The organism is Embleya sp. L77 (assembly GCF_055557415.1).
Genome location: NZ_CM145709.1, coordinates 4,919,700 through 4,945,582 on the forward strand (window position 1 = coordinate 4,919,700; position 25,883 = coordinate 4,945,582).

General features: G+C 71.7%; 24 protein-coding genes. 6 read left to right on the forward strand and 18 right to left on the reverse strand.

Annotated elements, in window-relative coordinates:
* Nucleotides 1-140: 140 nt before the first annotated feature.
* Together ACZOOI_RS21060 and glnA are read right to left on the reverse strand one after the other, a co-directional pair.
* On the reverse strand, nt 141-1,598 hold the full coding sequence (locus tag ACZOOI_RS21060) for an MFS transporter (protein ID WP_465277293.1): 1,458 nt from the start codon (nt 1,596-1,598) through the stop codon (nt 141-143).
* A 369-nt stretch (nt 1,599-1,967) separates the two neighbouring features.
* Nucleotides 1,968-3,377: a type I glutamate--ammonia ligase gene (glnA, locus tag ACZOOI_RS21065; RefSeq protein WP_465277294.1), complete on the reverse strand. Its 1,410-nt coding sequence runs from the start codon at nt 3,375-3,377 to the stop codon at nt 1,968-1,970.
* A 245-nt stretch (nt 3,378-3,622) separates the two neighbouring features.
* Between glnA and ACZOOI_RS21070 the strand changes: the two genes are divergently transcribed.
* Nucleotides 3,623-4,081 (forward strand): RDD family protein, encoded by a 459-nt coding sequence (locus tag ACZOOI_RS21070; RefSeq protein WP_465277295.1) that lies wholly within the window; start codon nt 3,623-3,625, stop codon nt 4,079-4,081.
* A gap of 206 nt (nt 4,082-4,287) precedes the next feature.
* Here the strand turns inward: ACZOOI_RS21070 and ACZOOI_RS21075 are convergent, their stop codons facing one another.
* From ACZOOI_RS21075 to ACZOOI_RS21095, 5 genes are all read right to left on the reverse strand, one after another.
* Nucleotides 4,288-4,974 carry a DUF4191 domain-containing protein gene (locus ACZOOI_RS21075; protein WP_465277296.1) on the reverse strand — a complete coding sequence of 229 codons (687 nt, stop codon included), beginning with the start codon at nt 4,972-4,974 and terminating at the stop codon, nt 4,288-4,290.
* 150 nt (nt 4,975-5,124) lie between these two features.
* On the reverse strand, nt 5,125-5,388 hold the full coding sequence (locus ACZOOI_RS21080) for an SCO2195 family GlnR-regulated protein (protein WP_465277297.1): 264 nt from the start codon (nt 5,386-5,388) through the stop codon (nt 5,125-5,127).
* A gap of 93 nt (nt 5,389-5,481) precedes the next feature.
* Nucleotides 5,482-6,453 (reverse strand): lipoyl synthase, encoded by a 972-nt coding sequence (lipA, locus tag ACZOOI_RS21085; RefSeq protein WP_465277298.1) that lies wholly within the window; start codon nt 6,451-6,453, stop codon nt 5,482-5,484.
* Nucleotides 6,454-6,717: 264 nt separating this feature from the next.
* The gene (lipB, locus tag ACZOOI_RS21090; RefSeq protein ID WP_465277299.1) at nt 6,718-7,512 is read right to left on the reverse strand and encodes a lipoyl(octanoyl) transferase LipB; all 795 of its coding nucleotides are present in this window, start codon (nt 7,510-7,512) and stop codon (nt 6,718-6,720) included.
* Nucleotides 7,513-7,540: 28 nt separating this feature from the next.
* Nucleotides 7,541-8,251 (reverse strand): hypothetical protein, encoded by a 711-nt coding sequence (locus ACZOOI_RS21095; RefSeq protein WP_465277300.1) that lies wholly within the window; start codon nt 8,249-8,251, stop codon nt 7,541-7,543.
* Nucleotides 8,252-8,639: 388 nt separating this feature from the next.
* Here ACZOOI_RS21095 and ACZOOI_RS21100 point away from each other — a divergent pair, with 388 nt between their 5' ends.
* The gene (locus ACZOOI_RS21100; protein ID WP_465277301.1) at nt 8,640-10,010 is read left to right on the forward strand and encodes a tetratricopeptide repeat protein; all 1,371 of its coding nucleotides are present in this window, start codon (nt 8,640-8,642) and stop codon (nt 10,008-10,010) included.
* Between the two features lie 135 nt (nt 10,011-10,145).
* On the opposite strand, the gene ACZOOI_RS21105 is transcribed toward ACZOOI_RS21100, so the two are convergent.
* From ACZOOI_RS21105 to lpdA, 4 genes are all read right to left on the reverse strand, one after another.
* Nucleotides 10,146-11,390, reverse strand: coding sequence for an NAD(P)/FAD-dependent oxidoreductase (locus tag ACZOOI_RS21105; protein ID WP_465277302.1), 1,245 nt, complete (start codon nt 11,388-11,390; stop codon nt 10,146-10,148).
* Between the two features lie 264 nt (nt 11,391-11,654).
* Nucleotides 11,655-12,548, reverse strand: a complete 894-nt coding sequence (locus ACZOOI_RS21110) for a TIGR01777 family oxidoreductase (RefSeq protein ID WP_465277303.1) — start codon at nt 12,546-12,548, stop codon at nt 11,655-11,657.
* Nucleotides 12,549-12,661: 113 nt separating this feature from the next.
* On the reverse strand, nt 12,662-14,518 hold the full coding sequence (gene sucB / locus ACZOOI_RS21115; RefSeq protein ID WP_465277304.1) for a 2-oxoglutarate dehydrogenase, E2 component, dihydrolipoamide succinyltransferase: 1,857 nt from the start codon (nt 14,516-14,518) through the stop codon (nt 12,662-12,664).
* 71 nt (nt 14,519-14,589) lie between these two features.
* Nucleotides 14,590-15,978 (reverse strand): dihydrolipoyl dehydrogenase, encoded by a 1,389-nt coding sequence (gene lpdA / locus ACZOOI_RS21120; protein ID WP_465277305.1) that lies wholly within the window; start codon nt 15,976-15,978, stop codon nt 14,590-14,592.
* Between the two features lie 276 nt (nt 15,979-16,254).
* Here lpdA and ACZOOI_RS21125 point away from each other — a divergent pair, with 276 nt between their 5' ends.
* A complete protein-coding gene (locus ACZOOI_RS21125) occupies nt 16,255-16,578 on the forward strand; it encodes a hypothetical protein (protein WP_391582712.1) in 324 nt (107 codons plus the stop codon).
* Nucleotides 16,579-16,760: 182 nt separating this feature from the next.
* On the opposite strand, the gene ACZOOI_RS21130 is transcribed toward ACZOOI_RS21125, so the two are convergent.
* From ACZOOI_RS21130 to ACZOOI_RS21145, 4 genes are all read right to left on the reverse strand, one after another.
* Nucleotides 16,761-18,269, reverse strand: coding sequence for a leucyl aminopeptidase (locus tag ACZOOI_RS21130; RefSeq protein ID WP_465277306.1), 1,509 nt, complete (start codon nt 18,267-18,269; stop codon nt 16,761-16,763).
* Nucleotides 18,270-18,426: 157 nt separating this feature from the next.
* A complete protein-coding gene (locus tag ACZOOI_RS21135; RefSeq protein WP_465277307.1) occupies nt 18,427-19,209 on the reverse strand; it encodes an adenosylcobinamide-GDP ribazoletransferase in 783 nt (260 codons plus the stop codon).
* Nucleotides 19,206-20,246: a nicotinate-nucleotide--dimethylbenzimidazole phosphoribosyltransferase gene (locus tag ACZOOI_RS21140; protein ID WP_465277308.1), complete on the reverse strand. Its 1,041-nt coding sequence runs from the start codon at nt 20,244-20,246 to the stop codon at nt 19,206-19,208. Before ACZOOI_RS21140 ends, ACZOOI_RS21135 begins: the two co-directional genes overlap by 4 nt.
* Nucleotides 20,247-20,437: 191 nt before the next feature.
* The gene (locus ACZOOI_RS21145) at nt 20,438-21,751 is read right to left on the reverse strand and encodes a bifunctional adenosylcobinamide kinase/adenosylcobinamide-phosphate guanylyltransferase (protein ID WP_465277309.1); all 1,314 of its coding nucleotides are present in this window, start codon (nt 21,749-21,751) and stop codon (nt 20,438-20,440) included.
* A 93-nt stretch (nt 21,752-21,844) separates the two neighbouring features.
* Between ACZOOI_RS21145 and ACZOOI_RS21150 the strand changes: the two genes are divergently transcribed.
* A complete protein-coding gene (locus tag ACZOOI_RS21150; RefSeq protein WP_355542286.1) occupies nt 21,845-22,051 on the forward strand; it encodes a hypothetical protein in 207 nt (68 codons plus the stop codon).
* Nucleotides 22,052-22,133: 82 nt separating this feature from the next.
* Here ACZOOI_RS21150 and ACZOOI_RS21155 read toward each other — a convergent pair whose 3' ends face one another.
* From ACZOOI_RS21155 to ACZOOI_RS21165, 3 genes are all read right to left on the reverse strand, one after another.
* Nucleotides 22,134-23,132 (reverse strand): aldo/keto reductase family protein, encoded by a 999-nt coding sequence (locus tag ACZOOI_RS21155; RefSeq protein ID WP_391582706.1) that lies wholly within the window; start codon nt 23,130-23,132, stop codon nt 22,134-22,136.
* Nucleotides 23,133-23,250: 118 nt separating this feature from the next.
* Nucleotides 23,251-24,021: a class I SAM-dependent methyltransferase gene (locus tag ACZOOI_RS21160; RefSeq protein ID WP_465277310.1), complete on the reverse strand. Its 771-nt coding sequence runs from the start codon at nt 24,019-24,021 to the stop codon at nt 23,251-23,253.
* Complete coding sequence (locus tag ACZOOI_RS21165; protein WP_465277311.1) at nt 24,018-24,623, reverse strand: DUF3043 domain-containing protein; 606 nt, start codon at nt 24,621-24,623, stop codon at nt 24,018-24,020. Before ACZOOI_RS21165 ends, ACZOOI_RS21160 begins: the two co-directional genes overlap by 4 nt.
* Nucleotides 24,624-24,810: 187 nt before the next feature.
* On the opposite strand from ACZOOI_RS21165, the gene ACZOOI_RS21170 reads away from it, so the two are divergent.
* A complete protein-coding gene (locus ACZOOI_RS21170; protein ID WP_079026675.1) occupies nt 24,811-25,584 on the forward strand; it encodes a PspA/IM30 family protein in 774 nt (257 codons plus the stop codon).
* Nucleotides 25,581-25,859 (forward strand): PspA-associated protein PspAA, encoded by a 279-nt coding sequence (pspAA, locus tag ACZOOI_RS21175; protein WP_465277312.1) that lies wholly within the window; start codon nt 25,581-25,583, stop codon nt 25,857-25,859. The genes ACZOOI_RS21170 and pspAA overlap by 4 nt, the downstream gene beginning before the upstream one ends.
* The last annotated feature ends 24 nt before the right edge of the window (nt 25,860-25,883 follow it).

Here is a 25,883-nt window from a genome sequence, read left to right on the forward strand (position 1 = left end):
ATTCGATTCGGTGTCGGCTTCGGGTGGGTGTCGGCTTCGGTTCGGTGTCGGCCTCGGTTGGGTGTTGTTTTCGGTTCCGTGTCGACTTCGGTTCCGGTGGGGTTGGTGGGATCGGCCGGGGTCATTGGGCCGAGGCGTGGTCAGTGGGTCGAGAGGGGCGCGGGGGAGTCGTCGGCGGAGGTGGCCGGTGCGGCGGCGGTGGGTGCCGGCTTGCGCAGGGTGGCGGCGGCGATCAGGGCGCCGGCGGCGGCGATCGCGGCGGCGCCGAGGAAGGCCGCGGAGAAGCCGTCGGTGAGGGCGGCGGGGTTGCCGACCTCCCGGGCGCCGTGTGCGGCGGCGACGGCGGTCATGGCGGCCAGGCCGAGCGCGGAGCCGATCTGGTAGCTGGTGTTGACGATGCCGGAGGCGAGGCCGCCCTCCTCGGGACGCGCGCTGGAGATGGCCGTGCCGAGGGAGGGGATGAAGGCGAGGGCCATGCCGGCGGCGGCGAGCAGGGACGCGGGCAGGACGTCGACCCAGTAGTTGCCGTCGGCGCGGACGAAGGACAGCCACAGCATGCCGCCGGCGAGCGCGGCGAGACCGGCGACCACGAGCGGGGCCGGGCCGAAACGGGCGATCAGCCGCGGAGCGAGCACGATCATCATCACCATGATTGCGACGGTCATCGGCAGTAGCGCGGAGCCGGAGGCGAAGGCGCCCAGGCCGAGGACCTGCTGAAGGTAGAGGTTGAGGAAGAACCACATCGGGATCCAGGCGCCCGCCATCAGCAACTGGGCGAGGTTGGCACCGGCGAGGCCCGGGGTACGCAGGATGCGCAGCGGCATCAGCGGCTCGGCCCGCTTGCCCTGGAGCAGCAGGAACAGGGCGGTGAGCGCGATGCCGGCGGCGAGCACGAGGAGCGTCTCGGCCGAGGTCCAACCGGTCTCCGGGGCGCGGACGACGGCGTACACGACGGTGCCGAGGCCGGCGGTGACGGTGATCGCACCGAGGATGTCGATGCCGCCGCGGCGGGCGGGGGCGTCGGGCATCAGCGCCGGGGTGGCGACGAGGGCCAGGATCGCGACCGGGATGTTGATGTAGAAGACCCACGGCCAGCTGGCGTATTCGGTGATCAGGCCGCCGAGGAAGACGCCGGCCGTACCGCCGGCGGGGGCCGCGGCGCCGTACAGCGCGAAGGCCTTGGTGAGCTCCTTGGGGTTGCCGCCGAAGAGCATCATCAACAGGGTCAGGGCCGAGGGCGCGATGAGCGCGGCGCCGACACCCTGCACGGCGCGCCCGGCGAGTTCGACCCAGACCTCGTCGGCGAGGCCGGCGGCGAGTGAACCGGCGCCCAGGACGGCCCAGCCGGCACTGAACATGCGCTTGGCGCCGAACAGGTCGGACAGCCGCCCGCCGAGCAGGAGCAGACCGCCGAAGGCGACCACGTAGGCATTGAAGACCCAGGACAGGTTCTCCTGCGAGAAGCCGAGATCGGTACGCATCTCGGGCAACGCCACGCCGATGATCGACGTGTCCATGATGACCATGAACTGAGCAAGCGCGATCAGCGCGAGCGCCGACCAACGCCGTGGGTTGGGTGCCGCCTGCGATTGGGACATGGTGATCACTCCGTAGATACACGTGGGGGGTATCAAGCGATCAGGAACATACCCTACGGGGGTATCGAAGCGCCAGAGGTTGAGGCGAAAATACCTCATGGGGGTATCCGACGTGCAGGTTTGCGACAACGAAACGGCCCTGCTCCCGCAATCGAATGCGGGGCAGGGCCGTTGTGGCGGGGGTGTGGAAGTGTGGAATGTGGAGCGAGTGTGGTCGGTCGGCCGCCGAACGGGCGGGGAGCGCACGAAGAAGGCCGTCGACCGCGCTCTGGAAGCAGCGGTCGACGGCCTTGTCCTTCGGGGGAGTGCCCTTGTTGTACCCTCTCGGGCCGCTTAAGGGGTGAACCCGCAGGTCAGCGGTGCTTCGGCTTAAATGTCGAAGTAGAGCTCGAACTCGTGCGGGTGGGGGCGCAGGCGGACCGGGTCGATTTCCTTGGTGCGCTTGTATTCGATCCAGGTGTCGATCAGGTCCTGGGTGAACACGCCGCCTTCGAGGAGGTACTCGTGGTCGGCTTCGAGGGCGTCGAGGACCTCGGCGAGGGTGCCGGGGACCTGGGGGACGGCCTGGTGCTCGTCCGGGGCCAGTTCGTACAGGTCCTTGTCGACCGGCTCGAGCGGCTCGATCTTGTTCTTGATGCCGTCGAGGCCGGCCATCAGCTGGGCGGCGAAGGCCAGGTACGGGTTGGCCGACGGGTCCGGGACGCGGAACTCGACGCGCTTGGCCTTCGGGTTGCTGCCCGTGATCGGGATGCGGATGCAGGCCGAGCGGTTGCGCTGCGAGTAGACCAGGTTGACCGGCGCCTCGAAGCCCGGGACCAGACGGTGGTACGAGTTGACCGTCGGGTTGGTGAAGGCGAGCAGCGACGGGGCGTGCTTGAGCAGGCCGCCGATGAAGTAGCGGGCGGTGTCGGACAGACCCGCGTAGCCCTGCTCGTCGTAGAACAGCGGCGAGCCGTCGGTCCACAGCGACATGTGGCAGTGCATGCCCGAGCCGTTGTCACCGAAGATCGGCTTCGGCATGAAGGTCGCGGTCTTGCCGTTGCGCCACGCGACGTTCTTGACGATGTACTTGAACAGCATCAGGTCGTCGGCCGCGGCCAGCAGCGTGTTGAACTTGTAGTTGATCTCGGCCTGGCCGGCGGTGCCCACCTCGTGGTGCTGGCGCTCGATCTCCAGACCCGCGGCCTCCAGCTCCAGGGAGATCTCCGCGCGCAGGTCGGCGAAGTGGTCGACCGGCGGGGTCGGGAAGTAGCCGCCCTTGTAGCGGACCTTGTAGCCGCGGTTGTTCTCCTCCGCACCGGTGTTCCAGGCGCCCGCCTCGGAATCGATGTGGTAGAAGGACTCGTTCGCGCCGGTCGCGAAGCGCACGCTGTCGAACACGTAGAACTCGGCCTCGGGGCCGAAGTACGCCGTGTCGGCGATGCCGGTGCCGGCGAGGTAGCGCTCGGCCTTCTTCGCGACGTTGCGCGGGTCGCGGCTGTACTCCTCATCCGTCAGCGGGTCGTGGATGAAGAAGTTGATGTTGAGCGTCTTGTCCTTGCGGAACGGGTCGAGCCGCGCCGTGGACAGGTCGGGGCGAAGCGCCATGTCCGACTCGTGGATCGCCTGGAAGCCGCGGATCGAGGATCCGTCGAATGCCAGCGTCTCGGTCGGGTCGAACGTCTTCGCCGGGACCGTGAAGTGCTGCATCACGCCAGGCAGGTCGCAAAAACGAACGTCGATGAACTTGACGTCGTTGTCGGCGATGTATCGCGACACCTCTTCGGCGTTGTTGAACATCAATCCTCCTCGACCCGGCGCCAGGCGCGGGTAGTTGCGTTCGCGGGGAGCGGCCTCCTCCCCGGTGGCCACTAGGCCTCGAAGGTAGGCGGGAGCGGTTTCCCGTCGGTGTCCCTCGTGTTTCCGGGATGTTACGCACACACCCGTACGGTCTAGCCCGTCTTGCCTGGATGCATGCCCATGATCAACCCGACCACGCGCACCCCGGGGCGGGCGAATCGGCCCGGCTCGTCTACTTTGGAGGGGTGGACGAGAACACGACCGCATCGCGGAACCAGGCCCCCGGGACGGCGGGCGAAGACTTCGGCTACCGCGGCAAGCGTCTCGGGCTGCCCGAGGACGGGCCCAATTCACTGGCGCCGACCGGGCGCAGGCTGATCGCCCTGCTCATCGACTGGGGCATCTGCTACGTCATTGCGCTGTCCTTCCTGGGCGGCGGCGACCTCAACGACACCGGGACGAGCTGGGGCACCCTCGCCCTGTTCGCCGCCGAGAACCTGCTCCTGGTGAGCACGATCGGCTGGACCTTCGGCAAGCGCATCATGGGCATCCGGGTGGTCTCGGTCACTCGCGACACGCTGTTGCCGCTCGCGGTCGTGGTGCGCACGTTCCTGCTGTGCCTGGTGATCCCGCCGGCGATCTACGACCGGGACGGGCGCGGGTTCCACGACAAGGCGGTCGGCACCGCCGTGGTGCGTGCGTAGTTCGTAACACGGCGGGCGCGGGCGCAACGACCCGCGACACCGCGCGGCACCTCCGCGGCGAGCGCCTGCGCAGCAAGGCAGGACAGCGAAAACGCCACGACAGCGGAAAGAGCGGCGGCGATCCGATATCGGATCGCCGCCGCTCTCGTGATCGGGTGGGGACGGGTGGTGCTGTCGTGTCGCGTGGTGGGTCCGGCCGCGAAGGGTCAGCCGCGCGGGCCGCGCGGCATGCGCGCGCCCTTCGGCATCGGGCCCTTGGGCACCGGCATGTTCTTCATCAGGTCGCCGACCGCGCGCAGGCGGTCGTTGACCACCGCGACCTCGGGCTTGGCCATGGTCGGCGTCAGCTTCATGATGTGCCGTTGCAGCTTGAGCAGCGGGACCTGACCCTCGTCGTTGCCGACGATGATCGTGTGCACCGTCGTGCTCGCCACCAGGCGGGACATACGCTTCTTCTCATCGGCCAGCAGTCGCGCGACGCGACCGGGCTGGCCCTCGCCCACCAGGATGATGCCGGGGCGACCCACGGCGCGGTGGACGACATCCTGCTGGCGGGTGATGGCCACGGTGGGGGTCACGACCCAGCCACGCTTGAGTGACTGCATGACCGCCAACGCGGCGCCGGGCTGGCCCTCCATCTGGCCGAGCACCGACTTCTCGGCCCGTCGCCCGAAGATGAAGGCCGCCGCGAGCAGACCCACGAGGGCACCGAAGATGCCCAGGTAGATCGGATGTCCCCACCAGAAGCCGATGGCCAGGAGTACTGCGAATACGCCCAGGCCCCAGGCCGCCACAATCAAGCCGACCCAGGGATCGGCCTTCTTCGTCTGCTGGTAGGCGAGCCGGATCTGCTTCAGCCGGCCGCTCTTCTCGGATGGTTCCTTGCTCGCCATGTGAAAAGGATACTGGCGTGTCGTGCACCCCGGACAATGCCTGCCGACAGCTTGTCCGAACCTTCATGCGAGCGGCGCAGCGATACGGCCGTCCGACCGGAGGCGAACCTCCGGCGCACGGCCGTACGGCGCAACGTGCGGCAACGCGCGTCAGTGCGAGCCGGTGCCCGGGGCCGGGTTGACCGGGGCGAGCCGGGCCAGGATGTCGGAGGCCTCGGCGCGGGCGCGGGCACGGTTGCGGTCGGCACATACGGCCGCCCACGCGTTGCGGCGCGCGGTGCGCTGACCGCCCTCGAACATCAGCACGGTCTCGACGGCCCGGAAGACCCGGCCCACGGTCGCCCTGCGGACTGCGAAGCCGCGATCGAACGCGTCTCGCAGCACCGAGGCGTTGCCCTGCTGCGTGTCGTGCATGAACGTCGTTCCCCCTACCTGTTTCGGGTGCGAAGGCTCACCGCACTGAGGTCGACTCTCGCAACAATGTGTTACCAAATGATGACGTCCGGGTCAAACCGACGTGAAAGTCTGCATACCTTCGCCCGAAGCGGAGCGGGAGTCGCGCACTTCGAGCGCCTGGCGGTACAGCCGGCCCGCGCGGTACGAGGAGCGGACCAGGGGGCCGGAGAGCACGCCCGCGAAGCCGATCTCCTCGGCCTCCTCGTTCAGCTCGACGAACTCCTCCGGGCGCACCCAGCGCTCGACGGGGTGGTGCCGCACGCTCGGCCGCAGGTATTGCGTGATGGTCAGCAGCTCGCAGCCGGCGTCGTACAGGTCCTGCATGGCCTGGCTGATCTCGGCGCGTTCCTCGCCCATGCCCAGGATCAGGTTGGACTTGGTGACCAGGCCGTCCGCCCGGGCCTGGGTGATCACGTCGAGCGAGCGCTCGTACCGGAAGCCCGGGCGGATGCGCTTGAAGATCCGCGGCACCGTCTCGATGTTGTGCGCGAGCACCTCGGGACGGGAGGAGAACACCTCGGCCAGCTGGTCCGGCTGCGCGGTGAAGTCCGGGATCAGCAGTTCCACGCCGGTGCCCGGGTTCAGCTGCTTGATCTGGCGGACCGTCTCCGCGTACAGCCACGCACCGCCGTCGGGCAGGTCGTCGCGGGCGACACCGGTGACGGTCGCGTACTTCAGGCCCATCGCCTGGACCGACTCCGCGACGCGGCGCGGCTCGTCACGGTCGAGCTCGGCCGGCTTGCCGGTGTCGATCTGGCAGAAGTCGCAGCGCCGGGTGCACTGGTCGCCGCCGATCAGGAAGGTCGCCTCGCGGTCTTCCCAGCATTCGTAGATGTTGGGACAACCGGCCTCCTCGCACACCGTGTGCAGCCCCTCGCGCTTCACGAGTTGCTTGAGCTCGGTGTACTCGGGGCCCATCTTCGCCCGGGTCTTGATCCACGAAGGCTTGCGCTCGATGGGAGTCTCGGCGTTGCGGACTTCCAGGCGAAGCAGCTTGCGGCCGTCGGGTGCGACAGCGGACACGCGCGACTCCCTTTGCTCGGGGCAGCCTGCGGGGCGGGACAGACTGCGGTGGGCCCGACTGGATGGTCCGGGCCGTGGTGGGGCGGTACGTCCAGAGTACGCCGAGGGATTCGGGCCTCCGGACGGCCCATCCGGTGGCAACCGGGACGAACCCGGGTGGATTCCCCGGATGCCGGATTCGGTACGAGGCGTGCGTCACGCGGCTGAGGGACTCCGCGTCACACCGAGCGCGCGGCGGGCGTCACGCGGAGCACGATCCACGCCTCACACGGGCACGTGCGCGAACACCTCGGCCAGGTGCTTCTCGGCCAGCGGCAGTACCTCGGCGACCGTTACCTCGCGGCCGAGTTCGCGGCTCAGCGAGGTGACGCCGGCGTCCTTGATGCCGCACGGCACGATCCGGTCGTAGTACGTCATGTCCGCGTCGCAGTTGATCGCGAAGCCGTGCATGGTCACCTTGCGCGAGACCCGGACGCCGATCGCCGCGAGCTTGCGGTCGTCGCCGCGCTGGCCCGCGTTGGAAGGCGCGTACTCCGGGCCGGCCAGGCGCGGGTCGAACTCCGGGTGCAGGCGCGGGTCGGGGCCGGCCGCCAGGCGGCTGTCCAGCCGCAGATCGAGCCCGCCGACCGGGGCCGGGCTCGGCGGCACCGCGTCGCCCAGGACCCAGACACCGCTGCGACCCTCGATCCGGGTGGTCGCCAGGCCCAGGTCGGCGCAGACCCGGATCAGCGCCTCCTCCATCCGGCGCACGTGCGCGACCACGTCGACCGGCTCGGGCAGCCGCACGATCGGGTAGCCGACGAGCTGCCCGGGGCCGTGCCAGGTGATCTTGCCGCCCCGGTCCACGTCCACCACGGGGGTGCCGTCCATCGGGCGCTCGGAGGGGTCCGTACGGCGGCCCGCGGTGTAGACCGCGGGGTGTTCCAAGAGCAGGCAGGTATCCGGGGATTCGCCGCTCACCACCTGCTCGTGGACGCGGCGCTGCTCCTCCCAGGCGGCCTCGTACGGAACGGCGGCGGCGCCGAGGCCCAAGTGCACGAATCGCAAGAAGCTGGTCACGCCGACCAGCGTACGACGGGGGCGAACGTCACCGATGGCCGGCGTCGAGCCCGCGGACGGTGCAGGTGACGCCGGTGAAGGTGCAGCCGATCGACTCGACCCGGCCGTACAGCCCGAACTCGATCACCGCACTGGCTCCGGGGGCCAGTGGGCCGTTGCCGCGCGCGGTCGCGATGCCGCGATCGGTGCTGGTGCGCATGCCCTCGCCCCAGAGCATGGTGAAGCCGTTCCCCCGGCCGGACGTGGTGAGGGTGAGGTCCCAGGCCGGGAGCGGGCGCGCGGTGCGGTTGGTGATGACCACCGTGCCGTCGGCGCCCCAGCCGGAGTCGGTCACCGTGGCGTCGACGGAGATGTCCTTGGGCCCGGTGGTGGCCGGCGGAGGCGGGGCGGGCGGCGTGGTCGGAGCGGGCGGCGCGGTGGTGCGGGGCGCCGTGGGCCCGGTACTCGTCGCGGTCGCGGTCGCGCTCGCCGAGGCGGAGGGGGAGCGGCCGGCCGACCTGCTCGGGCTCGCGGTCGTCGACGTGGTCGCCCCCGGGCTTGCCGAGCCGATGCCGGGCAGCGGGTACGCGGGTGCGGGCAGCGGCAGGTTCAGGTCGTTCGGGAGTGAGCGATGGCGACTCTTGTCGTCGTCCGAGCCGGAGAACAGGAAGACCCCGCTGGTGAGCAGCAGGCACACGAGCGCGACCACGGCCAGGGGGATCACGATCCCACGAGCGGTGTCGTCGGGCTGCCGGGTCACGCGTGCGTTTCCTTCGAGTCGGGGCGAGGCCGCGGGGTCGGGCGGGTCGGCCGTGCGGTGCGGTTCGGGTTCCGCCACGTGGGTGTTGATCACCCCATCGGGTGAACTGACTCGCGCATGTTCCACCACGGTTCCGCGCACCGCAAGCGACGCACCGGTGGTGACGCCGCATCGGATCGGTCCCGAGGGTTCGGCAGGTTCTGCCGAACTCGGCCACCACGGACCGCCGTCGGGCCGGATTCGCCACCCGATTGGCCGGACTCGGCCCGGTAACTCGAAAGGGTCATTGTTGCGAGCGTTCGGGTTGTAGCGCTCCAGAAATCGCTAGATTCTCGCGCGATCACCCACCCACACCGAACCACCGCACCAGCGGGAGGCGTTCATCTCCATGGCAGCCAGGGTCGAGCGGCGCCCCAATCACCGGCTGGCGGCGCTTGTCGAGGAAGCCGGCTTTTCACATGCCGGTCTGGCCCGACGCGTTGACCAACTCGGTGCGGAACAGGGCATCGATCTCCGGTACGACAAGACCTCCGTGGCGCGCTGGCTGCGTGGCCAACATCCGCGCGGGATCGTCCCGATACTGCTGGCCGAGGTCTTCACCCAGCGACTCGGCCGCAAGCTCAGCGCCGAGGATCTGGGCATGGCCGGGTGCCGGCCGGACTACGCCGGGCTCGAATACGCGTCGGGGCCGCCCGAGGCGGTCGAGATCGTCACGGGCATGTGGCAGGCCGACTCGGCGCAGCGATCGGCGCTGGTGGAGGCCGCGTTCACGCCCGGGGCGCTGGTGGTGCCCAGCCGGGACTGGCTGATCGGCGCCGGCGACGAGCGGCCCGCCCGGCAGGACGGCGATCGGGTCGGGCTCGGCGACGTGGCCGCGGTGCGCGCGGTCGGCGAGGCGTTCCGGCGGTTGGACAACTCGTTCGGCGGCGGGCACGGCAGACAGGCGCTGGTGCGCTACCTCGACACGGAGGTGACCGCGATACTGCGCGGGACGTACGACTCGCGCACCGGCAGCGCGCTGTTCGGCGCGGCGGCCACGCTCACCCGGCTGGTCGGCTGGATGGCGTACGACGTGGGCGTGCACGGGATGGCGCAGCGCTACTTCGTCCAGGCGCTGCGGTTGGCCCAGGCGTCCGGGGATCGGGCGCTGGGCGGGTTCGTGCTGTCCACGATGAGCCGACAGGCGGTCTACCTCGGCCACGGGCGCGAGGCGGTGCAACTGGCGCGCGTGGCCCAGCAGGGCGCCTCGGCGGTGGCCACGCCCCGGGTCCGGGCGTTGTTCCACGCGGTCGAGGCGCGCGGGCACGGGCTGCTCGGGGACGCGCGGGCCTGCGGTGCGGCGCTGCTGCGTGCGGAGCAGGCGTTGGAGTGCGTCGCCCCGGGGGACGAGGAGCCGGAGTGGGTCGCGTTCATGAACGAGGCGCAGCTGACCGACGATCACGCGCACTGCTACCGGGACTTGGAGGACTACGACAAGGCCCGCGAGTATGCCGAGCGGTCGCTGCTGTTGCGCGGTGGCGAGTACACCCGCAGCCGGCTGTTCTGCCAGACGATCCTGGCCACCGCGTTGTTGGAGTTGGGCGAGGTCGAACAGGCGTGCCGGATCGAGGCGGAGGCGACGGAGCAGGCGGAGGGCCTGCGCTCGTCGCGGGCGGTGGACTACGTGCGCGAGTTCACGCATCGGTTGGCGCCGTATCGGGATGTGCCGGCGGTGCGGGAGTTCGAGGCGCGGTCGGGGTGCTTTGTCCACACGGCCTGAGGGTTCGTGCGGAACGCTCGAGCGCGAGCTGCGGGTGCGTCCCGGTCGGCTCGCGCCGTCGGCGCCCGCCCACCCGCTGCCCAAGGCTCGGATGCCGCGGAATTGGGGCCTCGGGTGGGCGCGTTGGGGCCGGTCCTAGGCCGCCAGGACGCCCAGGTCGGCGAGGGCGGAGCGGGCGGCTCGGCGGCCGGAGGCCAGGGCGCCCTGGATGGAGCTGGAGTCGCGATGGTCGCCGCAGACGTACAGGCCGCCGATCAGGCGGACCGGGCGGCGGAAGTTGTGGCCGGGTTCGACCACGGGGACGGCGCGGGCGATGTGACAGGTGGTCAGGTGCGCCCACTCGGTGGTGGGCGTGTCGTACACGACGGCCAGCCGTTCGCGGACCCGCAGTTCGAGCTTGGCCGGCTCCGTGCCGTCGTGGCCCAGGACGGTCGTGGCGATCAGGGCCCGGCGGTCCGGCGCGTAGGTGGGCGCGACCTGGCTGACCACCGTGGTGTGGGTGAACGGGCTGCGGGGTTCGGCATCCAGGAGCAGTGACGCGTCGGGCCGGGGGGCACCGCGGGCCACGTGGTACAGCGTGGTCACCGGGTGGAACGCGGGCATCCGCAGGCCCGGCAGCAGCGCCACCGCCGTGGTCGGATCGGTGGCCACGATCACCGCGCCGGCGCGGATCTCGCCCGCCACGTCGGTGAGTACCCGGTCGGCCGAGACGGACAACACCCGCACGCCGTGGCGCACCACCCCGGCCGGCAGCCCGGCCGCGAGCTGCGCCGGCACGGCCGCCATGCCGCGGGCGGGCAGCGCCACCCGGCCGCGCAGGAACGAACGCAGCATCAACTCGGCGAACCGGCTGGACGAACACAGCGCGGGATCGTGCAACAGCATGGCCAGCAGCGGGCGCAGCGTACGACGGGCCAACTCGGGCGGCAGCGCGCGCATCGTCGGCGCGTCGGCGACGGCCAGCTCCGGAGCGCTCATCACCCGGGCCACCGGAGCGGACGCGGTCCGGGCGAGCAACGCGGCCACCCGCGCCCGCTCGGTGCCGCTGCCGTTGCGCAGCCCGCCGATCGCGTCCCGCACCCGGCGGACGTCGCCGACCCGATGGATGCGGCCGTCGTCGTGAAGCAGTACACCGGCCTGGAACGGGCGCAACCCGAGGGCGGAGACGTCCAGTTGCCGGCTCACCTGGGGCCACGAGGTGGTCAGCGACTGGAAGCCGTGATCGACCCGGAACCCGTCCACGAGATCGGTGCGCACCCGCCCTCCGGGTCGCTCCGCAGCCTCCAGAACGGTCACCGGAACCCCCGCCGCAGCCACGCTCCGTGCCGCGCTCAGGCCGGCCAGACCGGCCCCCACCACGATCACCTCGGTTCGACGCACGTCGACCACGGTCGTCCTCCCGTCCCCCTGCCCACGGCCGCAGGCGCCGCGGAGTCGGTTTCGTCGCCTACAGGTCATACCCAGGGAAATTGCCGTAATCGCCCTGTCACGCACGGGAGTTGGCCCAAAAAAAGCCGATCACGAACCCCCCGGACCCCGGCGCACCCGGCACCGCGAGCCGCACCCCCCGAGCCCGGGCAACGCTTCATGGGCCCGGGTCGCGTCGTGGTCGGCGCCCGGGGTTGGGGTGGGGTGGGCGTCGGGTCAATGGGCCAGGGCGGCGGTGAGGGCGGATTCGATGGTGGGGTGTTCGAAGGTGAAGCCCGAGGTGAGGAGGGCCCGGGGGAGTACGCGTTGGCCGGTGAGGATCTCGTTGCCGAAGTCGCCGAGGACGGCGCGCAGGGCGAAGGCGGGGACGGGCAGGACGGTGGGGCGGTGCAGGGCCTTGCCCAGGGCCTTGGTCGCCTCGGCGTTGGTGACCGGGTGCGGTGCGGTCAGGTTGATCGGGCCGGCGAGGTCGGGGTGGTCCAGGGCGTGCCGGATCGCGGACACCTCGTCGGCGAGCGAGATGAAGCTCCAGTATTGCCGGCCCGACCCGAGCCGGCCGCCCACACCGGCCTTGACCAGCGGGATCATTCGGCGCAGCGTGCCGCCGGAGCGGTCCAGCACCAGGCCGGTGCGCAGGTGCGCGACCCGGATGCCGGCCTCCAGGGCGGGTGCGGTGGCGGCCTCCCACTCGGTGCACAGGTCGGCCAGGAAGCCGCGGCCGGGCGGGGCGGACTCGTCCACCTCACGGTCGCCGGTGTCGCCGTAGAACCCCATCGCGGAACCGGACAGCAGTACCCGCGGCGCCGGTTCGAGGGCCGCCAGCGCGCGCGAGAGGGCCGCGGTGCCCAGGACCCGGCTGTCGCGCAGTTCGCGCCTGTACGCGGCCGTCCAGCGCTTGTCACCGATGCCCGCGCCGGCCAGGTGCACCGCCGCGTCCACCGGGCCGAGGGCGGCGGTGTCCACGGTGCCCGCGTGCGGGTCCCAGCGGACCTCGTCCGGTCCGCCGGGAGACCGGCGGACCAGCCGGACCACCTCGTGGCCGTCGGCGGCCAGCGAGCGGACGAGAGCGGAACCCACGAGGCCGGACGAACCGGTGACGGCGATGCGCATGCCGCCATCCTTTCCCACCGGACCCCGGACATGCCGAAGGCGGCCCGGACGAGATGTCCGGACCGCCTTCGGGACGTGCCCACCGTTGCGGAACGGGTCCGCCGCGGCATGTCCTACAGGCCGAGGTCGCCTTCGAAGGCGCCTTCCTCCAGGCGGGTCTTCACCGTCTGCAGGAAGCGGGCCGCGTCCGCGCCGTCCACCAGGCGGTGGTCGTAGGACAGGGCCAGGTACACCATCGAACGGACCGCGATGACCTCGCCGAGCGTCGGGTCGTTGACCACGACCGGGCGCTTGACGACCGCGCCCGTGCCGAGCATCGCGACCTGCGGCTGCGGGAAGATCGGCGTGTCGAACAGCGCGCCGCGCGAACCGGTGTTGGTCAGCGTGAACGTGCCGCCGGCCAGCTCGTCCGGGCTCACCTTGTTGGTGCGGGTGCGCTCGGCCAGGTCGGAGATCTTGCGCGAGAGGCCCGCGATGTTCAGATCGCCCGCGTTGTGGATGACCGGGACCATCAGGCCGCGGTCGGTGTCCACCGCGATCACCAGGTGCTCGGCGTCGTGGTAGGTCACGGTGCCCGCGGCCAGGTCCATCGACGCGTTCAGGACCGGGTGGATCTTGAGCGCCTCGACGGCCGCCTTCGCGAAGAACGGCATGAACGACAGCTTGACGCCCTCGCGCGCCACGAAGTCGTTCTTGGCCCGGTCGCGCAGGCGGGCGATGTTGGTGACGTCCACCTCCACGACCGTGGTCAGCTGGGCCGAGGTCTGCAGCGACTCGACCATGCGCTTGGCGATCACCGTGCGCATGCGCGAGAGCTTCTCGGTACGACCGCGCAGCGGCGACGGCTCGACCGCGGCCGGGGCCTTGGCGGTGGACGCGGCCGGGGCGGCGGCCGGAGCCGATGCCGCGGCGGCGGCCTGGGCCGCCTGCTGCTTGCGGGCCGTCTCCAGGACGTCCTGCTTGCGGATCCGGCCACCGATGCCGGTGCCCGCGATCGAGCCCAGGTCCACGTTGTGCTCGGCGGCCAGCTTGCGCACGAGCGGCGTGACGTACGCGCCGTCCGCCTCGGCCGGCGGGGTGAGCTGCGGAGCGGCCGAAGCGGGCTGCTGCGCGGCCGGTGCGGGCTGCTGCGCGGCCGGTGCCGGGGCCGGAGCGGGCGCCGGAGCGGGCTTGGGGGCAGGTGCCGGGGCCGGAGCCGCCGGAGCCTGCGGAGCCGGTGCGGGAGCCGCCGGAGCCGGTGCCTGCTGCGCCGGAGCCTGCTGCGCCGGAGCGGCGGCAGCCGGAGCGGGCGCCGCGGCCGGTGCGGAACCGGGCGCGCCGATGACGGCCAGCTCGGCGCCGACCTCCACCGTCTCGTCCTCGGCGACGCTGATCTTCAGCAGCACGCCACCGATCGGCGCCGGGATCTCGGTGTCGACCTTGTCGGTCGAGACCTCCAGGAGCGGCTCGTCGGCCTCGACCGTGTCACCCTCCTGCTTGAGCCAGCGGGTGATGGTGCCTTCCTGCACGCTCTCGCCGAGCGCGGGCAGCAGCACCGGGGTGCCCTGCACGTCGCCGGCGGGGGCGGCCGGAGCCGCGGCGGGCGCGGCCGGCTCGGCGGGGGCGGCCTGAGCGGCCTGGGCCTGCGCGGGCTCCGCCTGTGCGGGCTCCGCCTGTGCGGGCTCGGCCGGGGCGGCCTGAGCGGCAGTCTCCTGCGCCGGCGAGCCGGCCGTGGCCGGCGCCTCGGCACCGGTGCCGTCGTCGATCACGGCCAGTTCGGCGCCGACGTCGACCGTGTCGTCTTCCTGGGCCTTGATGGACACCAGAATGCCGGCGGCGGGGGAGGGGATCTCGGTGTCGACCTTGTCGGTCGAGACCTCGAGCAGGGGCTCGTCCAGCTCGACGCGCTCACCCTCCTGCTTGAGCCAGCGGGTGATGGTGCCCTCCTGCACGCTCTCGCCGAGCGCGGGCAGTGTTACGGAGACCGGCATGGGTCAATGACTCCTTCTCAACGCTTCAAGGCGTGTGTCTTGGATGACGGGGCGCGATTGGGGGCGCGTCGTCAGTCGTGGACGTGCAGCGGCTTGCCCGCCAACGCGAGGTGGGCCTCGCCAAGCGCCTCGGACTGCGTCGGGTGCGGGTGGATGAGCTGGGCGACCTCGGCCGGCAGGGCCTCCCAGTTGTAGATCAGCTGGGCCTCCGAGGTCAGTTCACCCATGCGGGCGCCGACCATGTGGATGCCGACGACCGGGCCGTCCTTGACCGAGACGACCTTGACCTGGCCGGTCGTCTTGAGGATCTGGCTCTTGCCGTTGCCGCCGAGGCTGTAGCTGATCGTGGCGAGCTTGTCCGAGCCGTAGCGCTCGACCGCCTGCGCCTCGGTGAGGCCGACCGAGGCCACCTCCGGGTCGCAGTAGGTCACGCGCGGCACGCCCGCGTAGTCGATCGGCACCGGGTTCAGCCCGGCGATCCGCTCGGCGACCAGGATGCCCTCGGCGAAACCGACGTGGGCGAGCTGGAGGGTGGGGATGAGGTCGCCAACGGCCGAGATCGTCGGCACGTTGGTGGCGCAGTACTCGTCGACCAGGACGTAGCCGCGGTCCATCGCGACGCCGGCCTCCTCGTAGCCCAGTCCCGCCGAGACCGGGCCGCGACCGACGGCGACGAGCAGCAGCTCGGCCTCGATCTGCTTGCCGTTCTCCAGCGAGACCCGGACGCCCGCGTCGGTGTACTCGACACCGGCGAAGCGCGCACCGAGCTCGAACTTGATCCCGCGCCGGCGGAAGGCGCGCTCCAAAAGCTTGCTGGACGCCTCGTCCTCCAGGGCCACCAGGTGCGGCAGCGCCTCGACGATGGTCACGTCCACACCGAAGGACTTCCAGGCACTGGCGAACTCGACGCCGATCACGCCGCCGCCCAGGACCACCGCGGACTGCGGGACCCGGTCGAGCACGAGCGCGTGGTCGCTGTTGATCACCCGGTTGCCGTCGATCTCCAGGCCGGGGAGCGACTTGGGCACGGAGCCGGTCGCGAGCACCACGTGTCGACCCTCGTAGCGCTGCCCGTTCACCTCGACCGCGGTCGGCGACACGAGCTTGCCGGCGCCTTCGACGACGGTGATCTTCCGGCTGTTGATCAGTCCGGTCAGACCCTTGAACAGGCGCGAGATGACGCCGTCCTTGTATGCGTGCACGGCCGAGATGTCGATGCCGTCGAACGTCGACTTGACGCCGAACTGCTCGCTCTCACGGGTCTGGTCCGCGACCTCGCCCGCGTGGAGCAGCGCCTTGGTCGGGATGCAGCCGTTGTGCAGACACGTGCCGCCGAGCTTGCCCTTTTCGATGAGGACGACCCGCATACCGAGTTCGGCCGCGCGAAGGGCGCACGCATAGCCGCCGCTCCCGCCTCCGAGAATGACTACATCGAAAACGGCTCCGGCGTCGTTCGCCACGTCACGTCCTCCTGTGATTGCGATGCCCACCCCCGCGGGACGCGGCGGGTAGCACCCCCTTCTTGTGGAAGGTCTCAAGTGCCGGTACAACATCCTCCCACTTGTCGGGAGCGACCGAGCACTCCGCCCCGGTGTTGCCTGTCCCACAAGGGCCGCGCCGAAATGGCGGATCGGGGGCACAACGTGCCGTTGCGACTCGTTGTTCCGACACGATCACGACCTCCGCGCGGCGGACCGACGCGGATGACATGCGCGTATGACAGGAAGGAAATCCCCGTGGGGTTGTTCCGACGCAAACGCGGTGCCGGCGCGGATGCGCCCGATCGCAGGCAGGCCGCCGCCGCGGCGGCGCACCTGAGCGAGTTCGCGCGCAGCCGCAACGGAGTCGAGGCCTACATCGAACCGGTGACCACCCTGAGCGGGACGACGGTGGTGTTCATCGCCGACACCGGCGAGTGGACCCGCCGTCGGGTCGCCGATCCCGGTGCCGCGCGCACGCTCGCGCGCAAGCTGGGCATCCCGGTGTACGAGGCGGCCCTGGTGGGCTACCCCAAGCGCATGCGCGAGTGGACCCGCCGGCAGTCCGCCGACGGCTCCTGATGCACCGCGGTCGAAGGGGACCCGGGCGACCGGGTCGTGCGGATTGCGACCGACCCGGGTGCGACCGCCGGCTCGGCCGGAGCGCCCAGGCGCCCCGGCCGAGCCGGACCGAACGGTGCCGGCGGATACCGGGAATCGGGTCGGAACCGCCCCGGTTCCCGGCCGCGGCACCGGTCCGCGGATCAGATCCGGTTGTCCGCCACGTCCTGCGCGACCTGGAGCAGCGAGCGCACGGCCACACCGGTGCCGCCCTTGGGCCGGTAGCCGCCGGCCTCGCCCTCGTGGAACGCCGGGCCGGCGATGTCCAGGTGCGCCCAGCTGACGCCGTCGGCCACGAACTCCTGGAGGAAGATGCCGGCGAGCAGGCCGCCGCCCATCCGCGAGTTGCCCATGTTCTTCAGGTCCGCGATCGGCGAGTCCATCTGCTTGCGCATGTCCGCCGGCAGCGGCATCGGCCAGGCCTGCTCGCCCGCCCGCGTCGCGGCGTCGTACACCGCGTCGCGGAAGGTGTCGTCGTTGGCCATGATCCCGTACATGTCGTTGCCCAGGGCGACCATCATCGCGCCGGTCAGCGTCGCGACGTCGATCAGCATCTGCGGCGACTCCTCGCACGCCCGCGTGATCGCGTCGGCCAGGACCAGCCGGCCCTCGGCGTCGGTGTTGAGCACCTCGACCGTGCGGCCGCCGTACATCCGCAGCACGTCGCCGGGACGGGTCGCGGTGCCGGAGGGCATGTTCTCGGCCAGCGCGAGCCAGCCGGTCACGTTGACCTCCAGGCCCAGCCGGGCCACGGCCGCGACCGCGCCCAGGACGGCCGCCGCGCCGCCCATGTCCATCTTCATCGTCTCGTTGGCACCGGCCGGCTTGAGCGAGATGCCGCCCGAGTCGTAGGTGATGCCCTTGCCGACCAGCGCGATGGTGCGCTTGGCCTTGGGGTGCGTGTAGCCCAGCCGGACCAGGCGCGGCTTGTTGGCCGAGCCCTGGCCGACGCCCAGGATGCCGCCGAAGCCGCCCTTGGCGAGCGCCTTGTCGTCGAGCACCTCGACCTTGAAGCCGGCGTTCTTGCCGGTGTCCACCGCGATCGCGGCGAAGTCCTTCGGGTTCAGGTCGTTCGGCGGGGTGTTGACCAGGTCGCGGGCCTGGTTCACGCTCTGCGCGGTGATCGCGGCGCGCTCCACGGCGGCCTTGGCGGCCTTGTCCCGGCCCTTGATGCCGAGCAGCACCACGTCCTGGACCGCGTCCTTGCGGCCCTCGCGCGACTTCTCCCGGTAGGTCTCGAACGAGTACGCGCCGAGCAGTACGCCCTCCCCGAACGCACCCACCGCCTCCGCACCGGCCAGGGGCAGGGCCACGCCCGCCTTCTTGACGCCCGCGAGCGCCCGGGCCACGGTGCCGCCGGCCCGCCGCAGCGTCTCGTGCGTGAAGCCGTCGGCGGGCCGCTCGCCGAGGCCGATCACCAGCACGAGCGGGGCCTTGGCCGCGCCGAAGGTCGGGACGCGGTGTAGTTCGCCCTCGGCGCCCGTGGCGTCGAGCGCGGACAGGGTGTCGGTGAGTCGGCCGTCGAACGCCGCGGCGATGCTTTCGCTGCCCTCGGCGACGACGGCGCCGTCCTCGCCCTTGACGGCGCCGATCACGAGAACGTCGGCGCGCAGGGAAAGGGCCGCGGTGGAGCCGATACTCAGTGTGGTCACGAGTGTCCTGTCTCTCATCTCTCGGGGGTGCTGAATGCCCGCACGATCGGTGGGGCACCGACGCGGCGATCCTTGCTCGGGATGCCTCGTCGAGCGGTGACGAGCCGTATGGAAGATACGTTCACGGTCAGCATTTCACGCCTTCCCGGCAAACGTCTCAGCCAGTGGACACGACCAGCAGCGCGACGCACCCCGAGATCTCCACGACGGCCCCCAGCACGTCGCCGGTGATCCCGCCGAATCGGCGGACGGTGTGCCGCAACAGCAGGGCGCCGGCGGCGAGTCCGGCGGCTGCCGCGCCGAGTGCGCGCAGTCCTTCGGCGGGACCCTGGACCACGCCGTACAGCCCGGCGGCCGCGAGCAGGACCAGCGACCAGGCCAGGAGCACACCGCGCCCGACGGTGCCGGCGACCATCGCGCCGAGCCCGTCCGGCCGGGCCGAGGGCACCCCCGGGCCGCAGGCGAGCGACAGCGCGGTGCGGCCGGTCACCACGGCCAGCGCCAGGCCCGCCGCAGCCGGGGCCGAGCCGTGCTGCTGGAGCCGGACCAGCGCACCGATCTCGATCGACACCAGGAACAACAGGCTCAGGACACCGAACGGGCCGATGTCGGACGCCTTCATGATCCGCAGCGCGTCCGGTGCGGGCTTGGCCGAGCCGAGGCCGTCGGCGGTGTCGGCCAGGCCGTCCAGGTGCAGCCCGCGGGTGAGCAGCGCCAGGGTGCCGATCGCGAGTGCCGCGGCGGTGAACGCGCCGGTGCCGGCCCGCGCGGCGAGCGCCAGCACACCGGCCGCCAGGCCGCCCAGGACCAGGCCGACCAGCGGTGCGCAGGCCATCGCCCGGCCGGCCACCGGGCGGTCCACCCGATCGACCCGGACCGGGATCACCGACAGGATGCCGAACGCCAGGCGCAGACCGGCCGAGGTGGTACCCCCGCTCACGGGGCGGGGTGCACCCGGGCCACCAGGTCGACCGCGGCGCGCAGCACCGGCAGCGCGAGCAGTGCGCCGACCGCCTCGCCGCCCCTGACCCGGTAGTCCAGGACCGGTTCCAGGGCCAGCCGGTCCAGCGCCTTGACGTGCCCCGGCTCGGGGGTGACGTGGCCGGCCAGCCACCAGTCGGGGGAGCGGTACGAGATGCGCTGCGCGACCAGCGCGGACGCGGCGGTGGCCACGTCGTCCAGCAGCACGGGGGTACGCCGGATCGAGCACTGGAGCAGGAATCCGGTCATCGCCGCGAAGTCGGCCCCACCGGAGACGCCGAGCAGGCGCATCGGGTCGCCCAGCACCGGCCGGGCCCGGCGCAGCGCGTCGCGGATCGTGGCGCACTTACGGATCCAGGTCGCGTCGTCGATGCCGGAGCCGCGACCGATCACGGCCGCCGCGTCCATGCCGGTCAACGCCCCGATCAGGACGGCCGCCGGCGTGGTCGCGGCAGCGCCCAGCGAGCCGAGCAGCAGCATGTCGGCGCCGGAGTCGATCTCCGCGTCGGCGGTGGCCATGCCGATCCCGAACGCCCGCTCGGCCTCGCCGGGGGCGAGCGCGTCGGCGGTGTCCACGGGCGCGGACGCGCGGCGGATCCGGTCCCGCGAGACGTGTTCGGGGAACGCGTCGGGTTCGGCGTCGACGGCGATGTCGACGATCCGGACCGGCGCGCCGACCGCCGCCGCGAAGGTGGCCGCGGCCGAGGTGCCGTCGAGGGTGGCCAGGACCTCGCGCGCGGTCCAGCCCGGACGGCGGACCGACACGTCGTGGGCGGCGACGCCGTGGTCGGCGGCGAACAGCACCACGCGGGGCGCACCGATGGGCGCGGTGGTCTTGCCGCCCTGGACCGAGGCGAACCAGATCGCGAGATCTTCGAGTCGGCCGTAGGCGTTCGGCGCGCCCGTCACGGCGATGAGGTGTTCGCGCACGCGGGCACGGGCGTCGTCGTCGGGGCGCTCCACCTGTGCGGCCAGGGAGTCGAGGTCGATTGTCACCCGGTCAGGGTAGTTGTGCGGTCGGGCGGGCGGCGACGGGTCCGGCGCCGTGGTCCCGGCTCGGCGGTTCCGGGTCGGGTCCGCCCGCTCCGGCCGCTCGGCACGCACCGCCCGATGCGTGCGCAGACCGCGGACGCACCCGGCGGGGGAGCCGACCGGGCCTCCGGGTCGGTCTCGGGAGTGCCCGGCGGCTACGACGCCGCGTGCCTTGCCCGGCGGGGGAGGCTGCGCAGGGTGAGGACCTGGCCGGCGACGACCAGCAGCACCTCGTCGGATTCGCCGGCGATGGTGGCGTTGAGTCGGCCGAGCTCGTCGCGGAAGCGGCGGCCGGCCGGGGTCGGGGGCACCACGCCGCTGCCGACCTCGTTGCTGACGCCGACCACCGGGACCAGGCAGGCCCGCCAGGCGGCGGCCAATGCGGTGATGTCGGCCCGTACCGCCTCGCGCGCCCCCGCCGCCCACCGGGCGTCGTCCCACGCGCCGTGCGCGTCCATCACCGCGGTCAGCCACAACGACAGGCAGTCCACCAGGAGCGGTTGTCGGGCCTCGGCGAGCAGCCGGGTCAGCTCGACCGTCTCGGCGGTGTCCCAGGTGTCCGGGCGCCGGTCGCGGTGCAGCGCGATCCGCTCGGCCCATTCGGAATCGCCCTCGCGGGTGCCGCCGGTGGCCACGTAGAGCACGTCCGGGCAGGCCGCCAGGCGCCGTTCGGCCTCCGCCGACTTGCCCGAGCGGGCGCCGCCCAGGACCAGCGTGCGATGCGGCCGCGGCGCGGGCGAGGCGTCCGCGCCGACCCGGACCAGGCCGCCGTCGGGCACCGCGCGGGCCCCCCACGCGGCCAGCCGACGGTGCAGTTCCTCGCCCGGCGGCGACTCGTGCGACAGGTGTATCGCCAGCACATCGGTGTCCTCGGTGACCGCACCGTCGCGGCGCAGCGTGGCCAGTCGCTCCGGCCACGAGACCACGTCCAAAAGCACCACGTCGTAGTGCCCGCCCTCGCGCGTCCAGGCCCGGGTCGCCTCCGCCTCGGGCGGCAGCGCGGAGGGCGGCGCGTACAGCAGCCGGGTTCCGTCGGTGCCGGTCACCTCGTATGCGACGCGCCCGGGGGTACCGCCGGGCAGCACCCGTATGCGGTGCCCGTCCAGGTCGAACGTGTCCTCCTCGGCCACCTGTCGCCAGTGCGGTCCGCCCGCCGGGGGCGCGGGCAGCCAGGCCGGCGGCCCGGACGGCGCGACCACCTCGACCAGCCCGGCCGCGGGCAGCCAGGCCAGCGGCGCGGACTCGGCCGGACCGCTCAGGAGCAGTCGCCGCACCCCGGTCAACGGGTGTCCGGCCCGTGCGGCCGCGTGCGCGGGCTCGGGCCCGCAGTCGAGCAACAGCGTGCCGTCGAGCAGCACGCAGGCGGGCCCGCGCACCACCGGACCGGTGCACCCCAGACAGGAGGCACAGGTGCAGAACGGCTGGGGCCAGCCCTTGGGACCGGCCGTGCCGAGCAGCGTCAGCTCCATGGGTGTCGTCGTGCTCCTGGCTATGAGGTGGTCGGGCTTGATCTACTGTGCAGGTCTTTTGACGGTCCGAGATCCCGAGGTGAGGAGCCCGACATGTCGTGGGTGTGGCGGTATGAGGACGCGGACGGTGCCCCGGTCGACGGACCGCAGGCGGAGGACTTCACGAACCAGTCGGACGCGGAGAGCTGGCTCGGCGAGACCTGGAAGGACCTGCTCGCGGCCGGCATCGAACAGGTGAGCCTGCTGGAGGACGATGCCGTGGTGTACGAGCACATGAGCCTGCGCGCCGCCGAGGGCTGACCCCTCCCGCGACCGAGCGGGCGAGAGGCGCGGCCGGGCCGGGTCCGGCGAAGGCCGCGCCTCTCGTCATCCCGAGCGAGCGCTACGGGCGCGTCGTCGGGCTCAGGGTGAGCGCCGGGTCCCGGCTGACCACCGGGTCCAGGATCACGTCGATCTTGGTCAGCAGCCCCTCGTCGAGCGTGACGCCGGCCGCCTTGACGTTCTCGTGCACCTGCTCCGGCCGGGACGCGCCGATGATCGCCGCGGACACGTTCGGGTTCTGCAGCACCCATGCGACGGCGAGCTGGGCGAGCGAGAGCCCGGCCTCGTCGGCCAGCGGGCGCAACTGCTGCACCCGGGTGAGCACGTCGTCGGTGAGCATCCGGGACACGAAGTCCTGGCCGCCCTTGTCGTCGGTGGCGCGCGATCCGGCCGGCGGCGGTCGGCCCGGCAGGTACTTGCCGGTGAGCACGCCCTGCGCGATCGGCGACCAGACGATCTGGCCCAGTCCCAGCTCCTCGGAGGTCGGCACCACCTCGGCCTCGATCACCCGCCACAACATCGAGTACTGCGGCTGGTTGGAGATCAGCGGCACCCGCAGCTCGCGGGCGAGTTCGGCGCCCGCGCGAATCTGCTCGGCGTTCCACTCGGAGACGCCGATGTACAGCGCCTTGCCCGAGCGGACCACGTCGGCGAAGGCCGACATGGTCTCTTCCAGCGGCGTCGCGTAGTCGAAGCGGTGCGCCTGGTAGAGGTCGACGTAGTCGGTGCCGAGTCGGGACAGCGAACCGTCGATCGACTCCAGGATGTGCTTGCGCGACAGACCCCGGTCGTTGCGACCGGGGCCGGTGGGCCAGTAGACCTTGGTGAAGATCTCCAGGCCCTCGCGGCGCTCGCCCTTCAGTGCCCGTCCCAGCACCGATTCCGCGCGCGTCTCCGCGTACACGTCGGCGGTGTCGAACGTGGTGATCCCGCAGTCGAGCGCGGCCCGCACACAGGCGAGCGCCGCGTCCTCTTCCACCTGGGAGCCGTGGGTGAGCCAGTTGCCGTAGGCGATCTCGCTGATTTCGAGACCGCTGCGGCCGAGGTGTCGGAATTCCATGCGAACACCCTATGTCGGGCCCCCACGCGGCCACTGCGGCACCACCGCCCACAACACTCCCACCGATCCCGGGCGCCACCGGTCGGCCCGGGGCACCGTCACCGGCGAGGACCGTTGCTCAGCGCACGGTCTTCTCGCCGACCAGGTGCAGGATCGGCGCGATCGACCGATACGGGTCGCGGCGCGACGCGTCCTCCTCGCAGGCGAGCAGGTTCGTCCAGGCCTTCTGGCCGCGCGGCGGCTCGGCGTCGTCCGGCTGGAGACCGCTGAAGACGCCCACTCCGTACCAGTCCAGCACCGGCGCGCCCAGGTCCGCGAGCACCGTGCACAGGCCCTCGACGGTGTCCGCCCGCAACGTGCCGCCGGCCGGGTTGGGGTACGTGGTCGCGGACAGGCCCTTGAGCGTCGCGGTCCACTGGGCCGCGGCGCCCGCGCGCATCGCCAACGAGCCGGCATTGCGCGAGGTGACCGAGATCAGACCGCCCTGGGTCATCATCCGGGCCAGCGCGGCGAGCATGCCGTCCGGTTCGGGCTGGGCCTCCAGCACGTCGTGGCAGATGGCCAGGTCGAAGCTGCCCGGCGGGAAGTGCCGACCGGCCTCGGCGCCGTCACCCTCGACCAGGCGCATCCGGCCCTGGACGTCGGCGCCCTCGTGGACCAGGTCCTCGTGCAACTGGGTGAGCACGTCGGTGTCGGTGTTCACCGACGTGACGACGTGTCCGGCGCGGGCGAGCAGTATGCCGGGCGAGGCCGGTCCGCAGCCGACGTCCAGGACCCGCAGCGGCCCCCGGTCGCGCAGTCGCGTCATGTGTTCGGCCAACTGGCGGGCCACCAATTCGCGACGGACCTGGGTGTGCAGGTCGCCGGTCAGCCCGGTGATCGTGGTCATGTGACCTTCTCGCCTCGTTTGACCTGCGGCTTGGGCAGCCGCAGCCGACGGAGCTGGAGACTGCGCATCAGTGCGTAGGGCGTGACGCCCTTGAGGTTCTCCTTGGGGAACTTCGCCCGCAGGGCCTTCTTCAAGCCCAGGTTGACCCGGATGGAGTCGAGGATGATCAGCAGGATCACCGCGATCCACAGGAAGAGCGAGAAGTTCTTCACCGCGAGGCTGGGCAGGATGCTCAGGATCAGGATGATCACGGCCGAGGGCAGGAAGAACTCGCCGACCGTGTAGCGCGCGTCGACGTAGTCGCGGGCGAACCGGCGCAGCGGTCCCCGATCCCGAGCCGGCAGCGCCCGCTCGTCGCCGGTCAGCAGCGCCTGGCGCTGCGCCTCGCGCTCCTCGCGCATCCGCATCCGCGCCTGCTTGCGCGCCTGCTTGGGGTCCTTGGCGACGGACACCTTGGTCCTGCGGTTGGCCTGGGCGTCGCTGCGCTTGGGCGTGGGCCGGCCCTTCGGGGCCTGGGGGTCCCGGACGGCCTGCGAACCCTGGAGACGCTCCAGGGACTGCTCGGCGGTCTCGGGCTCTGCGTGGGAACGTCGTCGGAACACGCTCAAAGCCTACGTGTTGGAGCCGGCCGACATTTCAAGGCTCCCCGGATCCGGTCCGAGATGGATGCGGAACTCTCACGGGCGGGAACACGTCAAGTGAGGCAAAGCCCTGCTGCCACAAGGTCGCTTGGGCATTTAGGCTTCAGGGAGCAGCACGGGTTGCCTACGAAGGGGGCACGCGAGGCCCATGAGCGGTGTAATGAAGCGAATGGCGATGATCTTCCGTGCGAAGGCCAACAAGGCCCTCGACAAGGCCGAGGATCCACGCGAGATGCTCGACTACTCGTACCAGAAGCAACTTGAGCTGTTGCAGAAGGTGCGCCGGGGCGTGGCCGATGTGGCGACCTCCCGCAAGCGGCTCGAATTGCAGATGACCGGTCTGCAGCAGCAGTCGGGCAAGCTCGAGGACCAGGGCCGCAAGGCGCTGGCGCTCGGTCGCGAGGATCTGGCCCGCGAGGCGCTCATGCGCCGCTCGGGTGTGCAGCAGCAGATCTCGGACCTCGGTACCCAACACCAGAACCTCCAGGCGGAGGAGGAGAAGCTCGTCCTGGCCTCGCAGCGACTGCAGGCCAAGGTGGACGCGTTCCGTACCCGCAAGGAGACGATCAAGGCGACCTACACGGCCGCCGAGGCCCAGGCGCGGATCGGCGGCGCGGTCGCCGGCATCTCCGAGGAGATGGGCGACGTCGGGCTCGCGATCCAGCGGGCCGAGGACAAGACCGCGCAGATGCAGGCCCGGGCGGGCGCGATCGACGAGCTGCTCGCCTCCGGTGCGCTCGACGACCCGACCGGGATGGCGAAGGACGACATCACCGCGGAGCTGGAGCGTTTGTCCAGCACGTCGGACGTGGAACTGGAGCTGGAGCGGATGAAGGCCGAGCTCTCCGGTGGCACCCCGCCGCCGGCGATCGGCCCCGGACAGCCCCGGCCGCGTTTCGACAAGCAGGGAGACGGCACATGATCGTGCGGATCGTGGGTGAGGGCCAGCTCGACGTCGCGGCGGAGCACCTGGATGTGCTCAACCGGTTCGACGACGAGCTTCAGGTCGCGCTGGAGAGTGGCGACGACGCCGCCTTCCGCGCGGCGTTGACTGCGCTCCTGTCCAAGGTCCGCGAGGTCGGCACCGCGGTGCCGGATGACGAGATCGTGCCCTCCGACCTGCTGTTGCCGGCCGAGGACGCACATGTGGACGAGGTCAGGAAGATGCTGAGCGCGGACGGCCTGATCCCGGGCTGACGCGACGACCGCTCCTCCGTGCTG